The 14,067-nt window shown below is 74.7% G+C and carries 10 protein-coding genes and 1 tRNA gene; 4 read left to right on the top strand and 7 right to left on the bottom strand.

All coding sequences use genetic code 11. The annotated features are described in order from the left end of the window. Both AWW66_RS17640 and AWW66_RS17635 read right to left on the bottom strand, forming a co-directional pair. The coding region (locus AWW66_RS17640) for a hypothetical protein (protein WP_067367364.1) at positions 1-953 on the bottom strand (953 nt) is incomplete at its 3' end. Between the two features lie 123 nt (positions 954-1,076). Continuing rightward, positions 1,077-1,685, bottom strand: coding sequence for a helix-turn-helix domain-containing protein (locus tag AWW66_RS17635; RefSeq protein WP_067367388.1), 609 nt, complete (start codon positions 1,683-1,685; stop codon positions 1,077-1,079). Positions 1,686-1,885: 200 nt separating this feature from the next. On the opposite strand from AWW66_RS17635, the gene cysS reads away from it, so the two are divergent. Further along, positions 1,886-3,301 carry a cysteine--tRNA ligase gene (gene cysS / locus AWW66_RS17630; protein ID WP_067367361.1) on the top strand — a complete coding sequence of 472 codons (1,416 nt, stop codon included), beginning with the start codon at positions 1,886-1,888 and terminating at the stop codon, positions 3,299-3,301. Continuing rightward, positions 3,301-4,416: a 23S rRNA (guanosine(2251)-2'-O)-methyltransferase RlmB gene (rlmB, locus tag AWW66_RS17625; RefSeq protein ID WP_067367358.1), complete on the top strand. Its 1,116-nt coding sequence runs from the start codon at positions 3,301-3,303 to the stop codon at positions 4,414-4,416. Before cysS ends, rlmB begins: the two co-directional genes overlap by 1 nt. Before the next feature lie 102 nt (positions 4,417-4,518). Here rlmB and AWW66_RS17620 read toward each other — a convergent pair whose 3' ends face one another. Then, positions 4,519-5,610, bottom strand: a complete 1,092-nt coding sequence (locus AWW66_RS17620) for an ABC transporter ATP-binding protein (protein ID WP_067367355.1) — start codon at positions 5,608-5,610, stop codon at positions 4,519-4,521. Between the two features lie 378 nt (positions 5,611-5,988). On the opposite strand from AWW66_RS17620, the gene AWW66_RS17615 reads away from it, so the two are divergent. Beyond that, a tRNA-Thr gene (locus tag AWW66_RS17615) sits at positions 5,989-6,065 on the top strand. An 86-nt stretch (positions 6,066-6,151) separates the two neighbouring features. On the opposite strand, the gene AWW66_RS17610 is transcribed toward AWW66_RS17615, so the two are convergent. The 4 genes from AWW66_RS17610 to AWW66_RS17595 form a co-directional block, all read right to left on the bottom strand. Further along, a complete protein-coding gene (locus AWW66_RS17610; protein ID WP_157527530.1) occupies positions 6,152-7,357 on the bottom strand; it encodes a hypothetical protein in 1,206 nt (401 codons plus the stop codon). Positions 7,358-7,482: 125 nt separating this feature from the next. Further along, positions 7,483-9,012, bottom strand: coding sequence for a hydroxysqualene dehydroxylase (locus AWW66_RS17605; RefSeq protein ID WP_067367352.1), 1,530 nt, complete (start codon positions 9,010-9,012; stop codon positions 7,483-7,485). Between the two features lie 141 nt (positions 9,013-9,153). After that, positions 9,154-11,475 (bottom strand): ATP-binding protein, encoded by a 2,322-nt coding sequence (locus tag AWW66_RS17600; RefSeq protein WP_157527528.1) that lies wholly within the window; start codon positions 11,473-11,475, stop codon positions 9,154-9,156. A 185-nt stretch (positions 11,476-11,660) separates the two neighbouring features. Next, positions 11,661-12,128: an MSMEG_6728 family protein gene (locus tag AWW66_RS17595; RefSeq protein ID WP_067367346.1), complete on the bottom strand. Its 468-nt coding sequence runs from the start codon at positions 12,126-12,128 to the stop codon at positions 11,661-11,663. A gap of 108 nt (positions 12,129-12,236) precedes the next feature. Here AWW66_RS17595 and AWW66_RS17590 point away from each other — a divergent pair, with 108 nt between their 5' ends. After that, positions 12,237-14,048 (top strand): potassium channel family protein, encoded by a 1,812-nt coding sequence (locus tag AWW66_RS17590; protein WP_083978583.1) that lies wholly within the window; start codon positions 12,237-12,239, stop codon positions 14,046-14,048. The last annotated feature ends 19 nt before the right edge of the window (positions 14,049-14,067 follow it).

The following is a 14,067-nucleotide window of genomic DNA, read 5'->3' as shown; positions in this document are numbered from 1 at the left end:
AACTGGCGGCGGCGTTCCCGGTCCCGGTGAAGCTGCTCGTGGTCGGCGGGCCCCGGCCCGGCGCACTCGACCGCCACCCGGAACGCGGGCCAGGCCAGGTCGACGTGGAGCAGCCGGCCGGAGGGCAGCCGGATCGGGTGCTGGGCGACCGGGCGGGGCAGCCCGGCCAGCACCAGTCGGACCCGCAGGTGGGACTCGGGTGGCGACTGCGCGGCCGGGTCGGCCAGGCCGAACGCCAGCCCGGCCCGGCGGCTGCCGGGCTGACCCGCCCGCTCGGTGAGCACCGCGTCGAGGGCGGCGTGGTCGGTCAGCCCCCGGCGGAGCAGGGTGTCGATGATGCCCACCGCGTGGGCCGGCTCCAGCCAGGCCGCCGTCTCCCAGGCGGCGTCGGCCGGGCCCGACCGGGCCGGCGGCCCGACCTGGATCAACCCGGCCGGCGGCCCGTCCCCGATCAACCCGGCCGGCGGCGCGTCCCCGGTCAGCTCAGCCGGTGACCCGGCCTGAGTCAGCCCGGCCGGTGACCCGGCCTGAGGCAGCCCGGCCGGCACCGGGCCGGCCCGGTCGGTGGTGGGCGACCGGAACGCCCCCGCCGGGGCGGGGACCGCGTCGGACTGGCTGGTGTGCACCCGCACGCCGTGCTGGGCGGCGACCCGGACCGCGCCCGTGGTGAGCACGTGGACGTCGTCGGCGAAGGAGGCGGCGTGCTCCACCCCGTGCAGGTAGGCGGCCGACGGCCCGGCGAGCAGCACCGTGGCGGGCAGCCGCAGCGCCACCGCCCGGCAGGCCAGGGTGTGGTCACGGTCGAGCCGCGCGTCGGCGTAGACGTCGTGCCGGACCCGCAGCCACGCGGAGCTGCGGAGCTGGTGTTTGGTGAGCAGGCCGCACCGGACCGCTTCGGAGCCACGGAAGACCTGGAACGCGAGGGAGCGGGGACGCTGGGCGCGTGGAGGCATACCGATCAGGGTGACCGCCGGGTGACCCCCCGCGACACCCCTGTGGACAACGCCCGTGTTCGCCCCGTCCGTCCCTTGTGGATAACCCGAACCGCGACCGTCGATTGTGATATAGGAGCGGCTTCAGGCGAGGGCGGCGACGATCGCCGCGGCGGCGGCGCGGACCTGGCCGCCCACCTCGTCGGCGTCCAACGGGGCCAGAGCCACCACCCCGACGCTCGCCTCCAGGCCGGGCACGCCGAGCACCGGCGCGGCGACGCCGTACGCCCCGGCCTGGAGTTCCCCGGCGGTGCTGACCGGCCCCGGGGAGCCGGCCCGGCCGGCGAGGATGGCCTGCCCGGCGGCGCCGCGCTCCAGCGGGTGCCGGGCCCCGGTCCGGTACGCCACGTGGAACGACGTCCAGCTCGGCTCCACCACGGCCAGGGCGACCCCCTCGTCGCCCTCCACCACGGTCAGGTGGGCGGTGGCACCGGTCTGTTCGGCGAGCCGGCGCAGCGCGGGCAGCGCCCCCTCGGCCAGCAGCGGCTGGGCCCGCCGGGCCAGGTGCAGCAGGCCGGCGCCGAGCCGCAGCCGCCCGCGCCCGTCGCGGCGCAGCATGCCGTGTCCGGCCAGCGCACCCACCAGCCGGTACACCGCCGCCCGGCCGATGCCCAGGCGGTGCGCCGCCTCGGTGACGGTGAGTCCGTCCGGGGCGTCGGCGACCAGGTGCAGCAGGCGCAGCCCCCGGTCCAGGGTCTGCGCCGTCTCGCCCGGCCGGGCCGCCGGGCCGCCGCCGACCGCCGGGCTGCTTACCGCCGGGCCGCCGCCGTTCCGGTTCGTTGGGGTGCCCGGACGCGAGGTCGTCCGTTCGGGCTGTGCCGCCGTGTCCACGTCAGGAGCGTACGACCGGTTCCGGGGCTACCCGTCAGGTGACCGACAGCTACCCTTGTACGGTGACGCTACGCCTGTATGACACCGCCACCAGAACGGTCCGGGACTTCGTCCCCCGGGAAGCCGGCAAGGTGGGGGTCTACCTGTGTGGTCTCACCCTCCAGGCGCCACCACACATCGGTCACCTTAGATCGGGTGTCAACTACGACGTGCTCCGTCGCTGGTTGCTGGCGAAGGGCTTCGCGGTCACCTTCATCCGGAACGTGACCGACATCGATGACAAGATCCTGGTCAAGGCGCAGGAGCAGGGGCGGCCGTTCTGGTCGATCGCGTACGCCAACGAGCAGATCCTGGCCGGAGCGTACCGGTCACTCAACGTGTTGCCGCCGACGTACGAACCCCGGGCCACCGGGCACGTCCCGGAGATGCACGAGCTGATCACCCGGCTGATCGCCGACGGGCACGCCTACCCGGCCACCGACGACTCCGGTGACGTCTACTTCGACGTCGCCTCCTGGCCGGCGTACGGGGCCCTGTCCGGGCAGTCCCCGGACGACATGCAGTCGGCCTGCGACGCCCCCGACCGGGGCAAGCGGGACCCCCGGGACTTCGCCCTGTGGAAGGGCGCCAAGCCCGACGAGCCGGCCGACGCGTACTGGCCGTCGCCGTGGGGGCGGGGTCGACCCGGCTGGCACATCGAGTGCTCGGCGATGTGCTGGCGCTACCTCGGGCCCGAGTTCGACATCCACGGTGGCGGGCTGGACCTCACCTTCCCGCACCACGAGAACGAGATCGCCCAGTCCCAGGCGGCCGGCCTGCCCTTCGCCCGGTACTGGGTGCACCACGGGCTGCTCAGCCTCGGCGGCGCCAAGATGGGCAAGTCCGCCGGCAACGCCCTCGACCTGGCGTACGTCGACTCGCTCGGGGTACGTGCGGTGGAGCTGCGCTACTACTTCGCCGCCGTGCACTACCGGTCCCGGATCGACTACACCGAGGACAACCTGCGGGACTGGGCGACCGGCTACCGGCGTATCGAGGGGTTCGTGCAGCGGGCGGCGGAACGGGTCGGCCCCGGTCAGCTCGGTGAGCTGCCCCCCGGCTTCGTCGCCGCGATGGACGACGACCTCAACACCTCCGCCGCGCTCGCCGTGCTCCAGGACGTCGTCCGGGACGGCAACACCGCGCTGGGCGGCGACGACGTTGTGACCGTACGCACGGCACTGGCCGCCGTCCGCGCGATGCTGGATATCCTCGGGGTCGACCCCCTCGATCCGGCCTGGTCCGGTGGTGGCCGGCCGGACGACCTGCGCGGCGTGGTGGACTCCCTGGTCGCGTTGGCGCTCGAACAGCGGGCGCAGGCGCGTGGCCGTAAGGACTGGGCCGCCGCCGACACGGTACGGGACCAGCTCAAGCAGGCCGGTGTGGTGGTCGAGGACACCCCGCAGGGGCCGCGTTGGACTATTGGAGAGCAGGACTGATGGCCGGTAACTCGCAGCGCCGTGGACGGCGGCTGGCCCCGAAGAAGGGCGCCGTCAAGGGCTCGGGCGGCAAGAACCGGGACGCGCTCGCCGGGCGGGGCCGGACCCTGCCCGCCGATGAGCGACCGTGGCACAAGGCGTACTCGGGCACCGAGAAGCTGCCCGAGCGCACCGCCTGGAAGCAGGAGAAGGAGCGTCGGGCGGCGGCCGAGGAGGGCCGCGCGCCCAAGATCGGCCAGCCCGGCACGAAGGACACCACCTGGGGCAAGGGCAGCCGGGCCGGTGTCCCGCTGCGGCCCAGCCGGGGCAAGGGGGCACCCGCCCGCAGCGGCCCCCGGGTCGCCCCCGGCCGCAAGTCCAACCCGAGCAAGGACGGCCCGGAGCTGCTGCTCGGCCGGAACCCGGTGCTGGAGGCGCTGCGCGCCCAGGTGCCGGCGACCGCGCTGTACACCGCCCAGGGCATCGAGATCGACGACCGGGTCAACGAGATCGTGCGGACCGCCGCCGACCGGGGCATCGCCATCCTGGAGATCAGCCGCGCCGAGCTGGACCGGATGACCGGTGGCGTGCTGCACCAGGGCATCGGGCTCCAGGTGCCCACCTTCGCGTACGAGCTGTTCGAGGACCTGCTGGCGGCGGCGCTGGAGCAACCGGCCCCGCTGCTGGTGGCGCTGGACGGGGTCACCGACCCGCGCAACCTCGGCGCGGTGATCCGGTCGGCTGCCGCGTTCGGCGCGCAGGGGGTGTTCGTCCCCGAGCGGCGGGCCGCCGGGATCACCGCGACCGCCTGGCGTACCAGCGCCGGCGCGGCGGCCCGGGTTCCCGTCGCCCAGGTGACCAACCTGACCCGCTCGTTGAAGGCCTGCCAGAACGCCGGCTTCATGGTGGTCGGGTTGGACGCCGACGGCGACACCGACCTGTACGACCTGGAGGCGGCGGTCGGCCCGCTGGTCGTGGTGGTCGGTTCGGAGGGGCGCGGGCTGTCCCGCCTGGTCGGCGAGACCTGCGACCTCACCGTGAGCATCCCGATGATCTCCGAGGTGGAGTCGCTCAACGCCAGCGTCGCCGCCGCCGTCACCCTCGCCGAGGTGGCCCGCCGCCGCGCCACCGCCTGACCGGCCGGTCGGCGATCAGGCCGGACCGGCCCGGCGACGACCCGGACCCGTACCGAGAAGGGGCGGCCCGCACGAAGCGGACCGCCCCTTTCGGGTGGTGGTTCAGATCCGGTGGCCGGTCGCGGCGTTGAAGACGTGGCTGCGGCCGGTACGCGGCTTGACGAACACGGTGTCACCCATGTTCGGCATGTGCCGGCGGTCGGTGCGGACCACGAAGCGCTCGTTCGAGCCCTCCAGCGCGGCGTGGCCGTAGACGTTGGCGTCCGAGCCGAGGTCCTCGACCAGCTCGACCACGACCGGCATGCCGCCCTCGGTCGGGCTGACCAGGTCGCAGTCCTCGGGCCGGAAGCCCACGGTCACCTTGTTGTTGCCGCCCTCGGCCCGGGCCGCCTCGACCTGCTCGCGGGTGAGCGGGACGAGCAGCTCGGCGAAGGCCGCGCCCTGGTCGCTCAGCGGCACGGTCTTGATGTTCATGGCGGGGGAGCCCATGAAGCCGGCGACGAAGACGTTGGCCGGGGTGTCGTACAGCGCCCGCGGGGTGTCCACCTGCTGGAGGACACCGTCGAGCATGACCGCCACCCGGTGGCCCATGGTCATGGCCTCGACCTGGTCGTGGGTGACGTAGACGGTGGTGACACCGAGCTTGGCCTGGAGCGAGGCGATCTGGGTACGGGTCTGGACACGCAGCTTGGCGTCGAGGTTCGACAGCGGCTCGTCCATGAGGAAGACCTGGGGCTCGCGGACGATCGCCCGGCCCATCGCGACCCGCTGGCGCTGACCACCGGAGAGCGCCTTCGGCTTGCGGCTGAGGTACTCCTCCAGCTGGAGCAGCGCGGCGGCTTCCTTCACCCGGCGGTCGATCTCCGACTTGGGGGTCTTGCGCAGCTTGAGCGCGAACGCCATGTTCTCGTACACCGACATGTGCGGGTAGAGGGCGTAGTTCTGGAAGACCATCGCGATGTCGCGGGCCTTCGGCGGCAGGTGGGTGACGTCGCGGTCGTCGATGTAGATCGCGCCGTCGTCGACGTCCTCCAGCCCGGCGAGCATCCGCAGGCTGGTGGACTTGCCGCAGCCGGAGGGGCCGACCAGGACGAGGAACTCCCCGTCGCCGATCTGGAGGTCGAGCTGGTTCACTGCGGGACGCTCGGTGCCCGGGTAGATCCGGGACGCCTTGGCGTAGGTGACCGTAGCCATGAGGGGTTGACGCTTCCTTTCACCGGCAGGAACGTGCCGGACGATCCGAGTGAAGGAGCGACCGGCACGGGAGCCGTGCCGGCCCACGGGCGCACCGGAGTGTCGTCCGTGTCACTGCACGGTAAACGGCTTTCGCCGAGCTGCCAAGAAGAGAGTTCATGATTGGGACGGTTCCGTGTGGGCATTTCGGTCACTCGGGCACGGCGGGGTATCAATCGGCACCGGCGAGTGCAGCGTCCCCCGTCCGGATTCCGTTACATCGGGTCAGGAAATCGACGTTTCCAGTGGTGAGAAGCCCAGCGGCGCGGGATAACGCGACGTCAGTCGCTATGCTGACGGTCGAACGATCGGCACGGGGGCATTTCCTGCTCCGATCGCGCCCCTGTAGCTCAGCTGGCCAGAGCACTCGCCTTGTAAGCGAGATGTCGCCGGTTCGATCCCGGCCGGGGGCTCCAACTCCACACATGGTGCCCGCGCTCCACCCACCGGGCATCCCTGCGCGACCCACCGGGCATCCGTGCGCGCCGACCCCGCTTCGAGCCTACGCCCACGGGTGCGGGCCCGCCCGAGCCACCGCCCCCGGTTCCCGCTCCGGTGGAGGTCTGCGCCGGTGCCGGGCCGCCGCGACGGACCGGGCCCGGTGCAGCGGCCGGCTCAGCCGGTCGGCCATCCGGACCGTCAACTCGGTGTCGACCAGCGGACGGTTGACCTCGCCGGCGACGGCCAGCGCCCCCCGCGAGACCGAACGCCAGATCGCGGCGAGTCCGGCACCCAGCCCGAGCAGGGCCACCGCGCCCCGGGTGGCCGGCGACCCGCTGGCCGCGACGGCGCTCACCGCGACCACCGCGAGCAGGGCGCCGAGCAGCGGTACGAGCACCGGGACGAAGATGCCCCGGGTCGCCTCGACCACCAGCCGCCGGTCCCGGATGATCAGGTTACGGGCCACCCGGGCGTAGTCGTCCTCGTCGAGCAGGTCCCGGGGATGCAGGCCGCCGGTGAGCACACTGCGCCACCGTTCCCCCTGCTCCCGGATCTCGGCACCCAGGGCCGCCAGGTCCGGCGCCCCGTCGGGGACCACCCCGGCGCCCGCCGTCCGCACGGCCCCGGTCCAGTCGGCGAGGGACCGGCGGACCACCTCCGCCGAGTACGGGGGCAGCACGCCGGCCAGCTCCGCCAGCCAGCGGGAGATCTCGGCCTGGCGTTGCGTGAAGCGGGACAGCAGCGGGTCCCGGTCGCAGCCCCGGGCCGTGTCGGCCAGGGACCGGCCCAACCGGTACGCCCGGCCGATCCGGGGGTCGGTGGCCATCGTCCAGCGCAGCACGGTCAGGTTCAGGTCGTCGAGCAGGACCAGCAGGTCCCCGGCCCACGCCGGGGTCTCCGCGTCGGGGGCCGCCACCCGGGCGTGGGCGGCGCGGGTGGCCCGGAGCAGCCGGTCGCCACGGGTCAACCGGGCCAGGTCGGCGAGGGCCACGTCGACGCCGTCCAGGTACATCCGCATCCGGTGCCGCACCGGCATCTCGGTGAAGTTGGACAGCTTGTCGGGCCGGCCACCGGGCGCCCGGCCGCCCGACTCCGCAGGCGCGCACCGGACCTGGTGGAAGGCGTCGGCGAGCCACCAGCCGAGGCGGAGCGCGGTCACCACGGCGGCGCGGTCGTCGCCCGTGCCGGCGGCCGGCTGCCGCTCGTCGACCGGGCGCTGGTCGTCTGCTGCGACGAGGCCCGACCGGGGGCGGCTGGTCGGGTTCATGCTCTCCCCTCACCGGGCCGGACCTGGCGGCGGCAGCGCCGAACCGCTTTCGGGGCAATTGTAATAAAACCGGTGCAGAAAGGTGTGGCCTTGCCGGGGAGCCGGCGACGGGACCGGGGCGGGGGTCAGCGCCGGCCGGCGAGCAGCCCGCGCGGCCGGATGGACCGGACCGGTTCGGTCGCGGCCCCCTCGGCGCGCAGGATGTGGTTCGCCGCGACGATCCCGGTCGCCGCCGACCGTTCCATCAGCGCGCTGGGGAACTCCGTGCCGATCCCGTCCCCGGCCAGGTAGAGCCCGTCCGCGTCGGTCCGTACGCCGGGCCGGGTGGCGTGGCTGCCCGGGGCGAACGCCGGGGCCTGCGCCTCCACCCGGGCGCGCAGCTCGCGGACCCGCAGGCCGGCGAACTCCGGCCAGAGGGTACCCAGCTCGACCCGCATCCGTTCGGCCAGTTCCTCGGCCGGTACCCCCGGCTCGCAGGCGTACGCGTGCAGCTCGACCACCGAGCCGCCGGTGCGCCCGGCCCAGATCCGGGGCTCGTTCTCCAGCCGGTGGTACAGGGTCACCGAGTCCAGCGTGGGCTGCCGGGACACCCCGCTGAACACCGCCCGCCGCCGGGAGACGTCCCCGTCCAGCCAGTACCGGGCGACCGCGTACGGCGGACCGGGAACGCCGAACGCGGGCATCCGGGCCACCAGCTCCGGTGCCGCCGTCGCCAGCTCGGGGGAGGCCCGGACCAGCGCGGCCAGGGCCGGCGGGTCGACCGCGAGCACCACGTGCCCGGCCGGGTACCCGGTGCCGTCGGCGGTCTCCACCCGCCACCGGTCGCCGTCGCGGCGCAGCGCCGTGGCGGCCGTGCCGGTCAGCACCCGCCCGCCGTGCCGCTCGACGTGTCGGGTCAGCGGCGTCCAGATCGCCGTGGCGTAGTCCTCGTCCGGGCAGTCGAAGGCCAACCCCTCCCCGTTGCCGAGCAGGTAGAAGTGGAACTGGGCGACCATCTCGGCGGCCGACATCTCCGCCTCGTGGTTGAAGAACGAGTGCGAGAAGACCTCGAAGAGCATCGCCCGCGCCCGGTCCGGCAGCCGCAGCGAGTCGAGCAACTCCTCGGCGGTGGTGGCGTCCAGGTCGGCGTAGGTGCCGACCGGGTCGTAGGTGAGCAGCGGCAGCGCGGCGTCCCGGTCCATCCGCCGCAGGTCGTCGAGGCGCAGGCTGGGGCTGCGGGCCAGCAGGGTGAGCAGGTTCAGCGGCGGCGCGGGCGGCAGCCGGCCGAACTCCTCGGTCGGCCACCGCGCGGACAGCACCGGGTAACCGGGGATCGGCTTCAGGAAACCCAGGCCGGGGTCGATCCGGCGCAGGACCGCCCGCCAGTTGTAGTACTGCCGGAAGAAGGCGTGGAAGCCGTGCTCGACCATCTGCGTCCCGTCGGCCAGCCGCTCCGGCCAGGCCCCGAGCCGGCCGCCGAGGTTCGGCGCGGCCTCCAGCACGGTCACCCGTACGCCCCGCTCGGCGAGCACCACCGCCGCCGACATGCCGGCGATCCCGCCCCCGACCACCACCGCGTCGACGGGGCGCGGCACCCGTCGCGGGCCACCGCCGCCTGGGTCGACCCGGTGTTGCCGTACCCCGATGAGCCGCCCGACCCGCTGCGACAGCGCCATGTGCACCTCTCCGGCCGTGGGACCCCAGTCTCCCGCAGGACACCCCGTCCCGCCGGCTGGCGCGCGCTGCTACGGCCGACCCGGTCCGCCTTCCCCAGCCTGGTCCGGGTTCCCCAGCCTGGTCCGGGCTCGGCGGCCCGGTCACCCTTCCGGGCCGGGCGGGTGGGCCGCCCGCTCCGGCGGGGCCGCGTCGCGGTCATCCGCCGCCGGCCGGTGATCTGGTACGAGCCGGTCGCGGACCCGGTCCGCCTGGGTGTGCCGCCGCTGGGCGCGGTACAGGTCGTGCGCGCGTCGCCAGGCGGTACGGGCCTCGTCCGGCTGGCCGGCGGCGGCGTACGCCTCGGCGAGGTGCGCCAGGGTGTCCGCCTCCTTGTAGGCGTTGCCGAGGCGCCGGAAGACCTCTGCGGCCTGCCGGTGGTGGCGCACCGCCGCCTGGTGCCGCCCGGCGATCCGGTCGAGGTACCCGAGGCTGTCCAGGGCGAGCGCCTCCCCATCGGCGTACCCGTGCGCGCGGTGCAGCGCGAGCGCCTCGGCGCAGTGCCGGCGGGCCTGCTCGTACCGGTGCAGCTGGGCCAGGTACCACCCGACGGTGTTCAGGGCCCGCGCCCGGGAGACGGGGTCGAGGCGCCGGTAGAGCCGCAGGGCGTGCTGGGCGTGCGCGAGCGCCCGGCGGTCGTCCCCGCGCCGGGCCCAGGCACGGGCGAGGCTTCGCCGGGTCGCCGCCTCGCAGGCCAGGTCGTCCGCCTGCCCGGCGAGGGTGAGCGCCCGGTGCAGGTGCTCGTCCGCCCGGTCGTGCTGCTCGGCCCGGGAGTACGCCTGGCCGAGCTGCCGGTGGGCCCACGCCTGGGCGCTCGGATCGTCGAGCGCCTCGGCGGCGGCCAGCCCCTGCCGCCAGGTGTCGATGTAGTCGCTGCTGTGGCCCTGCTGCCGCTGGTGGGTGACGAGCGTCCCGGCGAGTTGCCAGACGAGCCGGTGCCAGTCCTGGTCCCGGGCCGCCCGGGAGGTCGCCAGCAGGTTTTCGTACTCGGCGTCGAACCAGCTCCGCGCCGCGTCGGCGGTGGTGAGGACGAGCGGGGCGGCCCCCGCCACCGGGGCCGCGACGTCGACCCTGCGCCAGTGCGGATCGAGCAGGTCCGCGCCGCGGAGCGCGGTGTGCAGGTAGAAGTCGACCAGCCGGCGGAACGCCGCCGTGCGCTCCGGGTCGGGCTGCTCGACGGCGAAGAGCCGGATCAGGTCGTGCATCCGGTACCGGCCGGGCACGTGCTCCTGCACGAGGTGGGCGCTGGTCAGGGTGGCCAGCAGCGTCCGGGCCCGCGCGACCGGTACGGCGGCGAGGGCGGCTGCGGCGGCCGGGCCGACGTCCGGACCGGCCGCGGTGCCCAGCAATCGGAACAGTCGGGCCGAGTCGCCGTCCAGTGCCCGGTAGGACCAGGAGATCACCGCGCGGACGTTCACCGAGAGGTCGTCGGTGCCCAGGCCGTCGAGGCGGGCGGACTCGTCGCGCAGGTCCGCGCAGATCTCCCGCAGCGGCAGGCGGGGCCGGGTCACCGCGCGGACGGCGACGATGCTGATCGCCAGGGGCAGCCCGGCGCAGAACCCCAGCAGCTCCGAGACGGCGGCGGGCTCGGCGTCGACCCGCCGGGCGCCGAGGTGGCCGGTGATCAGCTCCCGGCTGCCCGCCGGGTCGAGCACGTCGAGGCGTACCGCCGTCGCTCCGCGCAGGTACAGGTCGGGCAGTTCGTGCCGGCTGGTCACCAGGATGGCGCAGGTGGGGGTGCCGGGCAGCAGCGGCTCGACCTGGCCGGCGTACCGGGCGTTGTCCGCCACGACGAGCATCCGCCGCTGCGCCAGCGTGCTCCGCAGGAGCGCGGCCTGGGCGTCCGGATCGACGGGTACGACCTTCGGGTCGACGCGCAGGGCGGTGAGCAGGGAACGGAGCGCGGTCGCGGCGGGCATCGGCGGCTGGGTCGGGTCGAACCCGCGCAGGTTCACATAGAGCTGGCCGTCCGGGAAGTCCGCGCTGCGCAGGTGGGCCCAGTGCACCGCCGTGCCGGTCTTGCCCACGCCACCGGTACCGATGATCACCGCCATCCGTGCCGTGGCCGGCACGCCGGTCGGCTGCTCCGCCGGCCGGTCCAGGGCCCGGTCGAGCTCGGCGAGGGCGGCGTCCCGCCCGGTGAAGACCGGCGGTGGGGCGGGCAGTTGTCGAGGTACCTCGGGGTCCCCGGCGGCGGCCGAGCCGTCGGCCGCCGGGTCCGCCTCCCCGGGCTGCCGGCTGCTCCGCCGCACCCGCCCTTCGACCAGCGCGGCCAAGCCGGTCAGGACGACCGCCGCGCCGACGGCGAGCCACCGCGCCGCGCCGTCCGTCGGCAGCAGCGTGCTCCCGGCATTCGTCAGCATCGGGACCAGCACTGCGGTGGCCAGGGTCGCCGCTCCGCCCAGCAGGGACCAACGAGCGCGCATGCTCCGCCCTCCGCGACGACACCCGGTGATCGATCCATCATGATGCGTCGCGGCAACCCGCCCCACGCCGCCCTGGCTCCCCCGCCGCCACCCGCCCCGCGTCGGCAGCGGGTGCCCGCGCGCCGGCGGCGGTGTTAGGAGGGGGCCCCTATACAACAGAAAGCGTTAACAGGGGGCCCTTCCTTTCACCGGGGGCGGTCGGAGGTGGGCCAGACGTACTCCAGGTCGGGCGGGACGTCGCCGAAGAACCGGCGGTAGTGCTCGGGATCCTTGCGCAGCAGGGACGACTGGTGGCTGCGGTGCAGGTCGTCGCGGCCCAGCCAGGGCGGCAGCTCACCGGCCTCGGCCAGCTCGGCCCGGCCGCGTACCCGGGTCGGGCCACCGGCGGCGGCGAGGTCGGCGGTCAGGGTGGCCGCGCAGGTGTCCGCCCGGCCGGGCGCGCACCACACCGCGCAGACGTCCAGGCCGTACCGGACCAGCGCCTCCTCGTAGCCGGCCCACATCTTCACCGCCGGGTGGTTGCGCCAGCCGTACCCGGGGCGGGTGAGCCCGCGCAGCACCTGGATGGCCTCCACCCGCTGCTTGCCCAGCCGCTTCTGGTCCAGCACCCGGGCGCTGGCCAGGAAGTCCGGATAGGGCAGGAAGGTCTGCACGGCGGGTGCTCTACCCGGCGGCAACCGGGACATGCGGGCCGGCGGCGGGAAGAACGTTCATGATCACGGGGCTGCGCCGAGTGCGACCGGCTGACTACGATTCGGCACATGTCGGAGCCCTGGATGGACATCGCCCGCCGCGCGGTGGAGTCCGGGTTGCGGCGGCGCGGCACCGGCGACCCCCGGCCGCACTACGTGGTCTGTGGCCAGGACGCGCTGGTGTACCACGTGGTCAAGGGGCTGCTCGCCACCGAGCAGCGGGCGGGCACCGTGCGGATCACCGTGGTCGTGCCGCCCCGGCGTCGCCCCGACAACCCCGACGTCCGGTCGATCCGGGGCATCCGGGTGGTCAAGGCGGAGCGGTTGGACGAGGAGGCGTTCCGGCGGGCCGGGCTGGCCGGTGCGGAGGGGCTGGCCCTGCTGCACCAGGACGACGTCGGCAACATCCACGCCGCGTACTGCGCGCAGGCCGTCGAGCCGGACGTCCGGCTGGTGCTGCGGATGTTCAACACCCGACTGGCCGGGGGTGTCCGGCAGCTCTTCCCCGACTCGGCGGTGCTCTCCGACGCGTCGATGGCCGCCCCGGCGTTCGTCGCCGCCGCGCTCGGCGAGGTCGCCCCGACGTACTTCCGGCACCAGGGCCGTACGCTGCACGTCGCCCGCCGCGTCGACGTACGCCCGGAGGACGTGGTGTGCGGGGTGGCCGACACCCGCGACCCGCACCGGATCCGGCTGCTGCCCGCCGACGAGTCCACGGCGGACCTGGTCCTCGCCGAGGCGACCGGCCAGCCGGCCGGTACCGAGCTGGCCGCCCGCCGCCTGGTGCGGGCCCGCCGCCCCCGGCCGATGCTGATGACCCTGCGCGCGGTACGCAGCTTCGCCAGCCGCAAGCTCGGCATCGCCACCATCGCGGTGCTCGGGGTCATCGCCCTGCTCGGGTACCTGATCTCCCGCGCCGAGGAGGTCTCCCCCGGCGAGGCGCTGTACCTGACCCTGGTCACCACGCTCAGCGGCGCCGACCCGGACACCGAGAAGGACGCCGCCGCGCAGATCATGCAGGTGGTGCTGAACCTGGCCGGCCTGGCGCTGATCCCGCTGATCACCGCCGTGGTGGTGGACGGGATCGTCAACGCCCGGCTCGCCCTGCACGCCGGCCGCATCCAGGCCGAACGCGCCGGGCACGTGGTGGTGGTCGGGCTCGGCAACGTCGGTACCCGGGTGATGGCCCAACTCAACGACTTCGGCATCGAGGTGGTGGCGATCGACAAGGACCCGGAGGCCCGGGGCGCGTCGCTGGCCCGCCGCCTCGGGGTGCCGCTGATCGAGGGGGACGCGGCGCGGGAGGAGACGCTGCGCGCCGCCTCGGTGGAGAACTGCCAGGCGCTGGTGGTGGTCTCCACCGACGACGTGGCGAACCTCCAGGCCGCGCTCAACGGCCGGGCGGTCAACGAGAACCTGCGAGTGGTGCTGCGGCTCTTCGACGACGACTTCGCCGAACGGATCTCCAGCGCCTTCGACATCGGCATCTCCCGCAGCGTCTCCTACCTGGCCGCCCCCTCCTTCACCGGGGCCCTGCTGAACCGGGCGGTCATCGCCACCATCCCGCTCGACCGGCACGTCCTGGTGGTGGCCGAGGCGCCGGTCGCCCCGGGCTCCGCGTTCGACGGCGCGCCACTGTCCGCCGTGGGCCGACCCGACGGGGTACGCCTCATCGCGCACACCCCCGCCGGCCAGACCGCGCACTCCGGCGTGGACTGGTCACCCGACCCACGCATGGTGATCAACGCAGGGGACCGGCTCATCGTGCTCGCCCGCCGGGCCGGGCTGAGCTGGCTGCTGCGGCAGACCTCCCCGCCCCCGCCGGCCCTCCCGCCGCAGCCCGCCGGCCTCCCCACCCCCCGTCCCGCCGACCCGGACTGACCCGGACCGGCGGGCGCCG

The sequence above is a fragment of the Micromonospora rosaria genome, from assembly GCF_001567585.1.
GTDB classification, from domain to species: Bacteria; Actinomycetota; Actinomycetes; order Mycobacteriales; family Micromonosporaceae; genus Micromonospora; species Micromonospora rosaria.
This window is presented reverse-complemented; position numbering and strand designations above follow the sequence as displayed.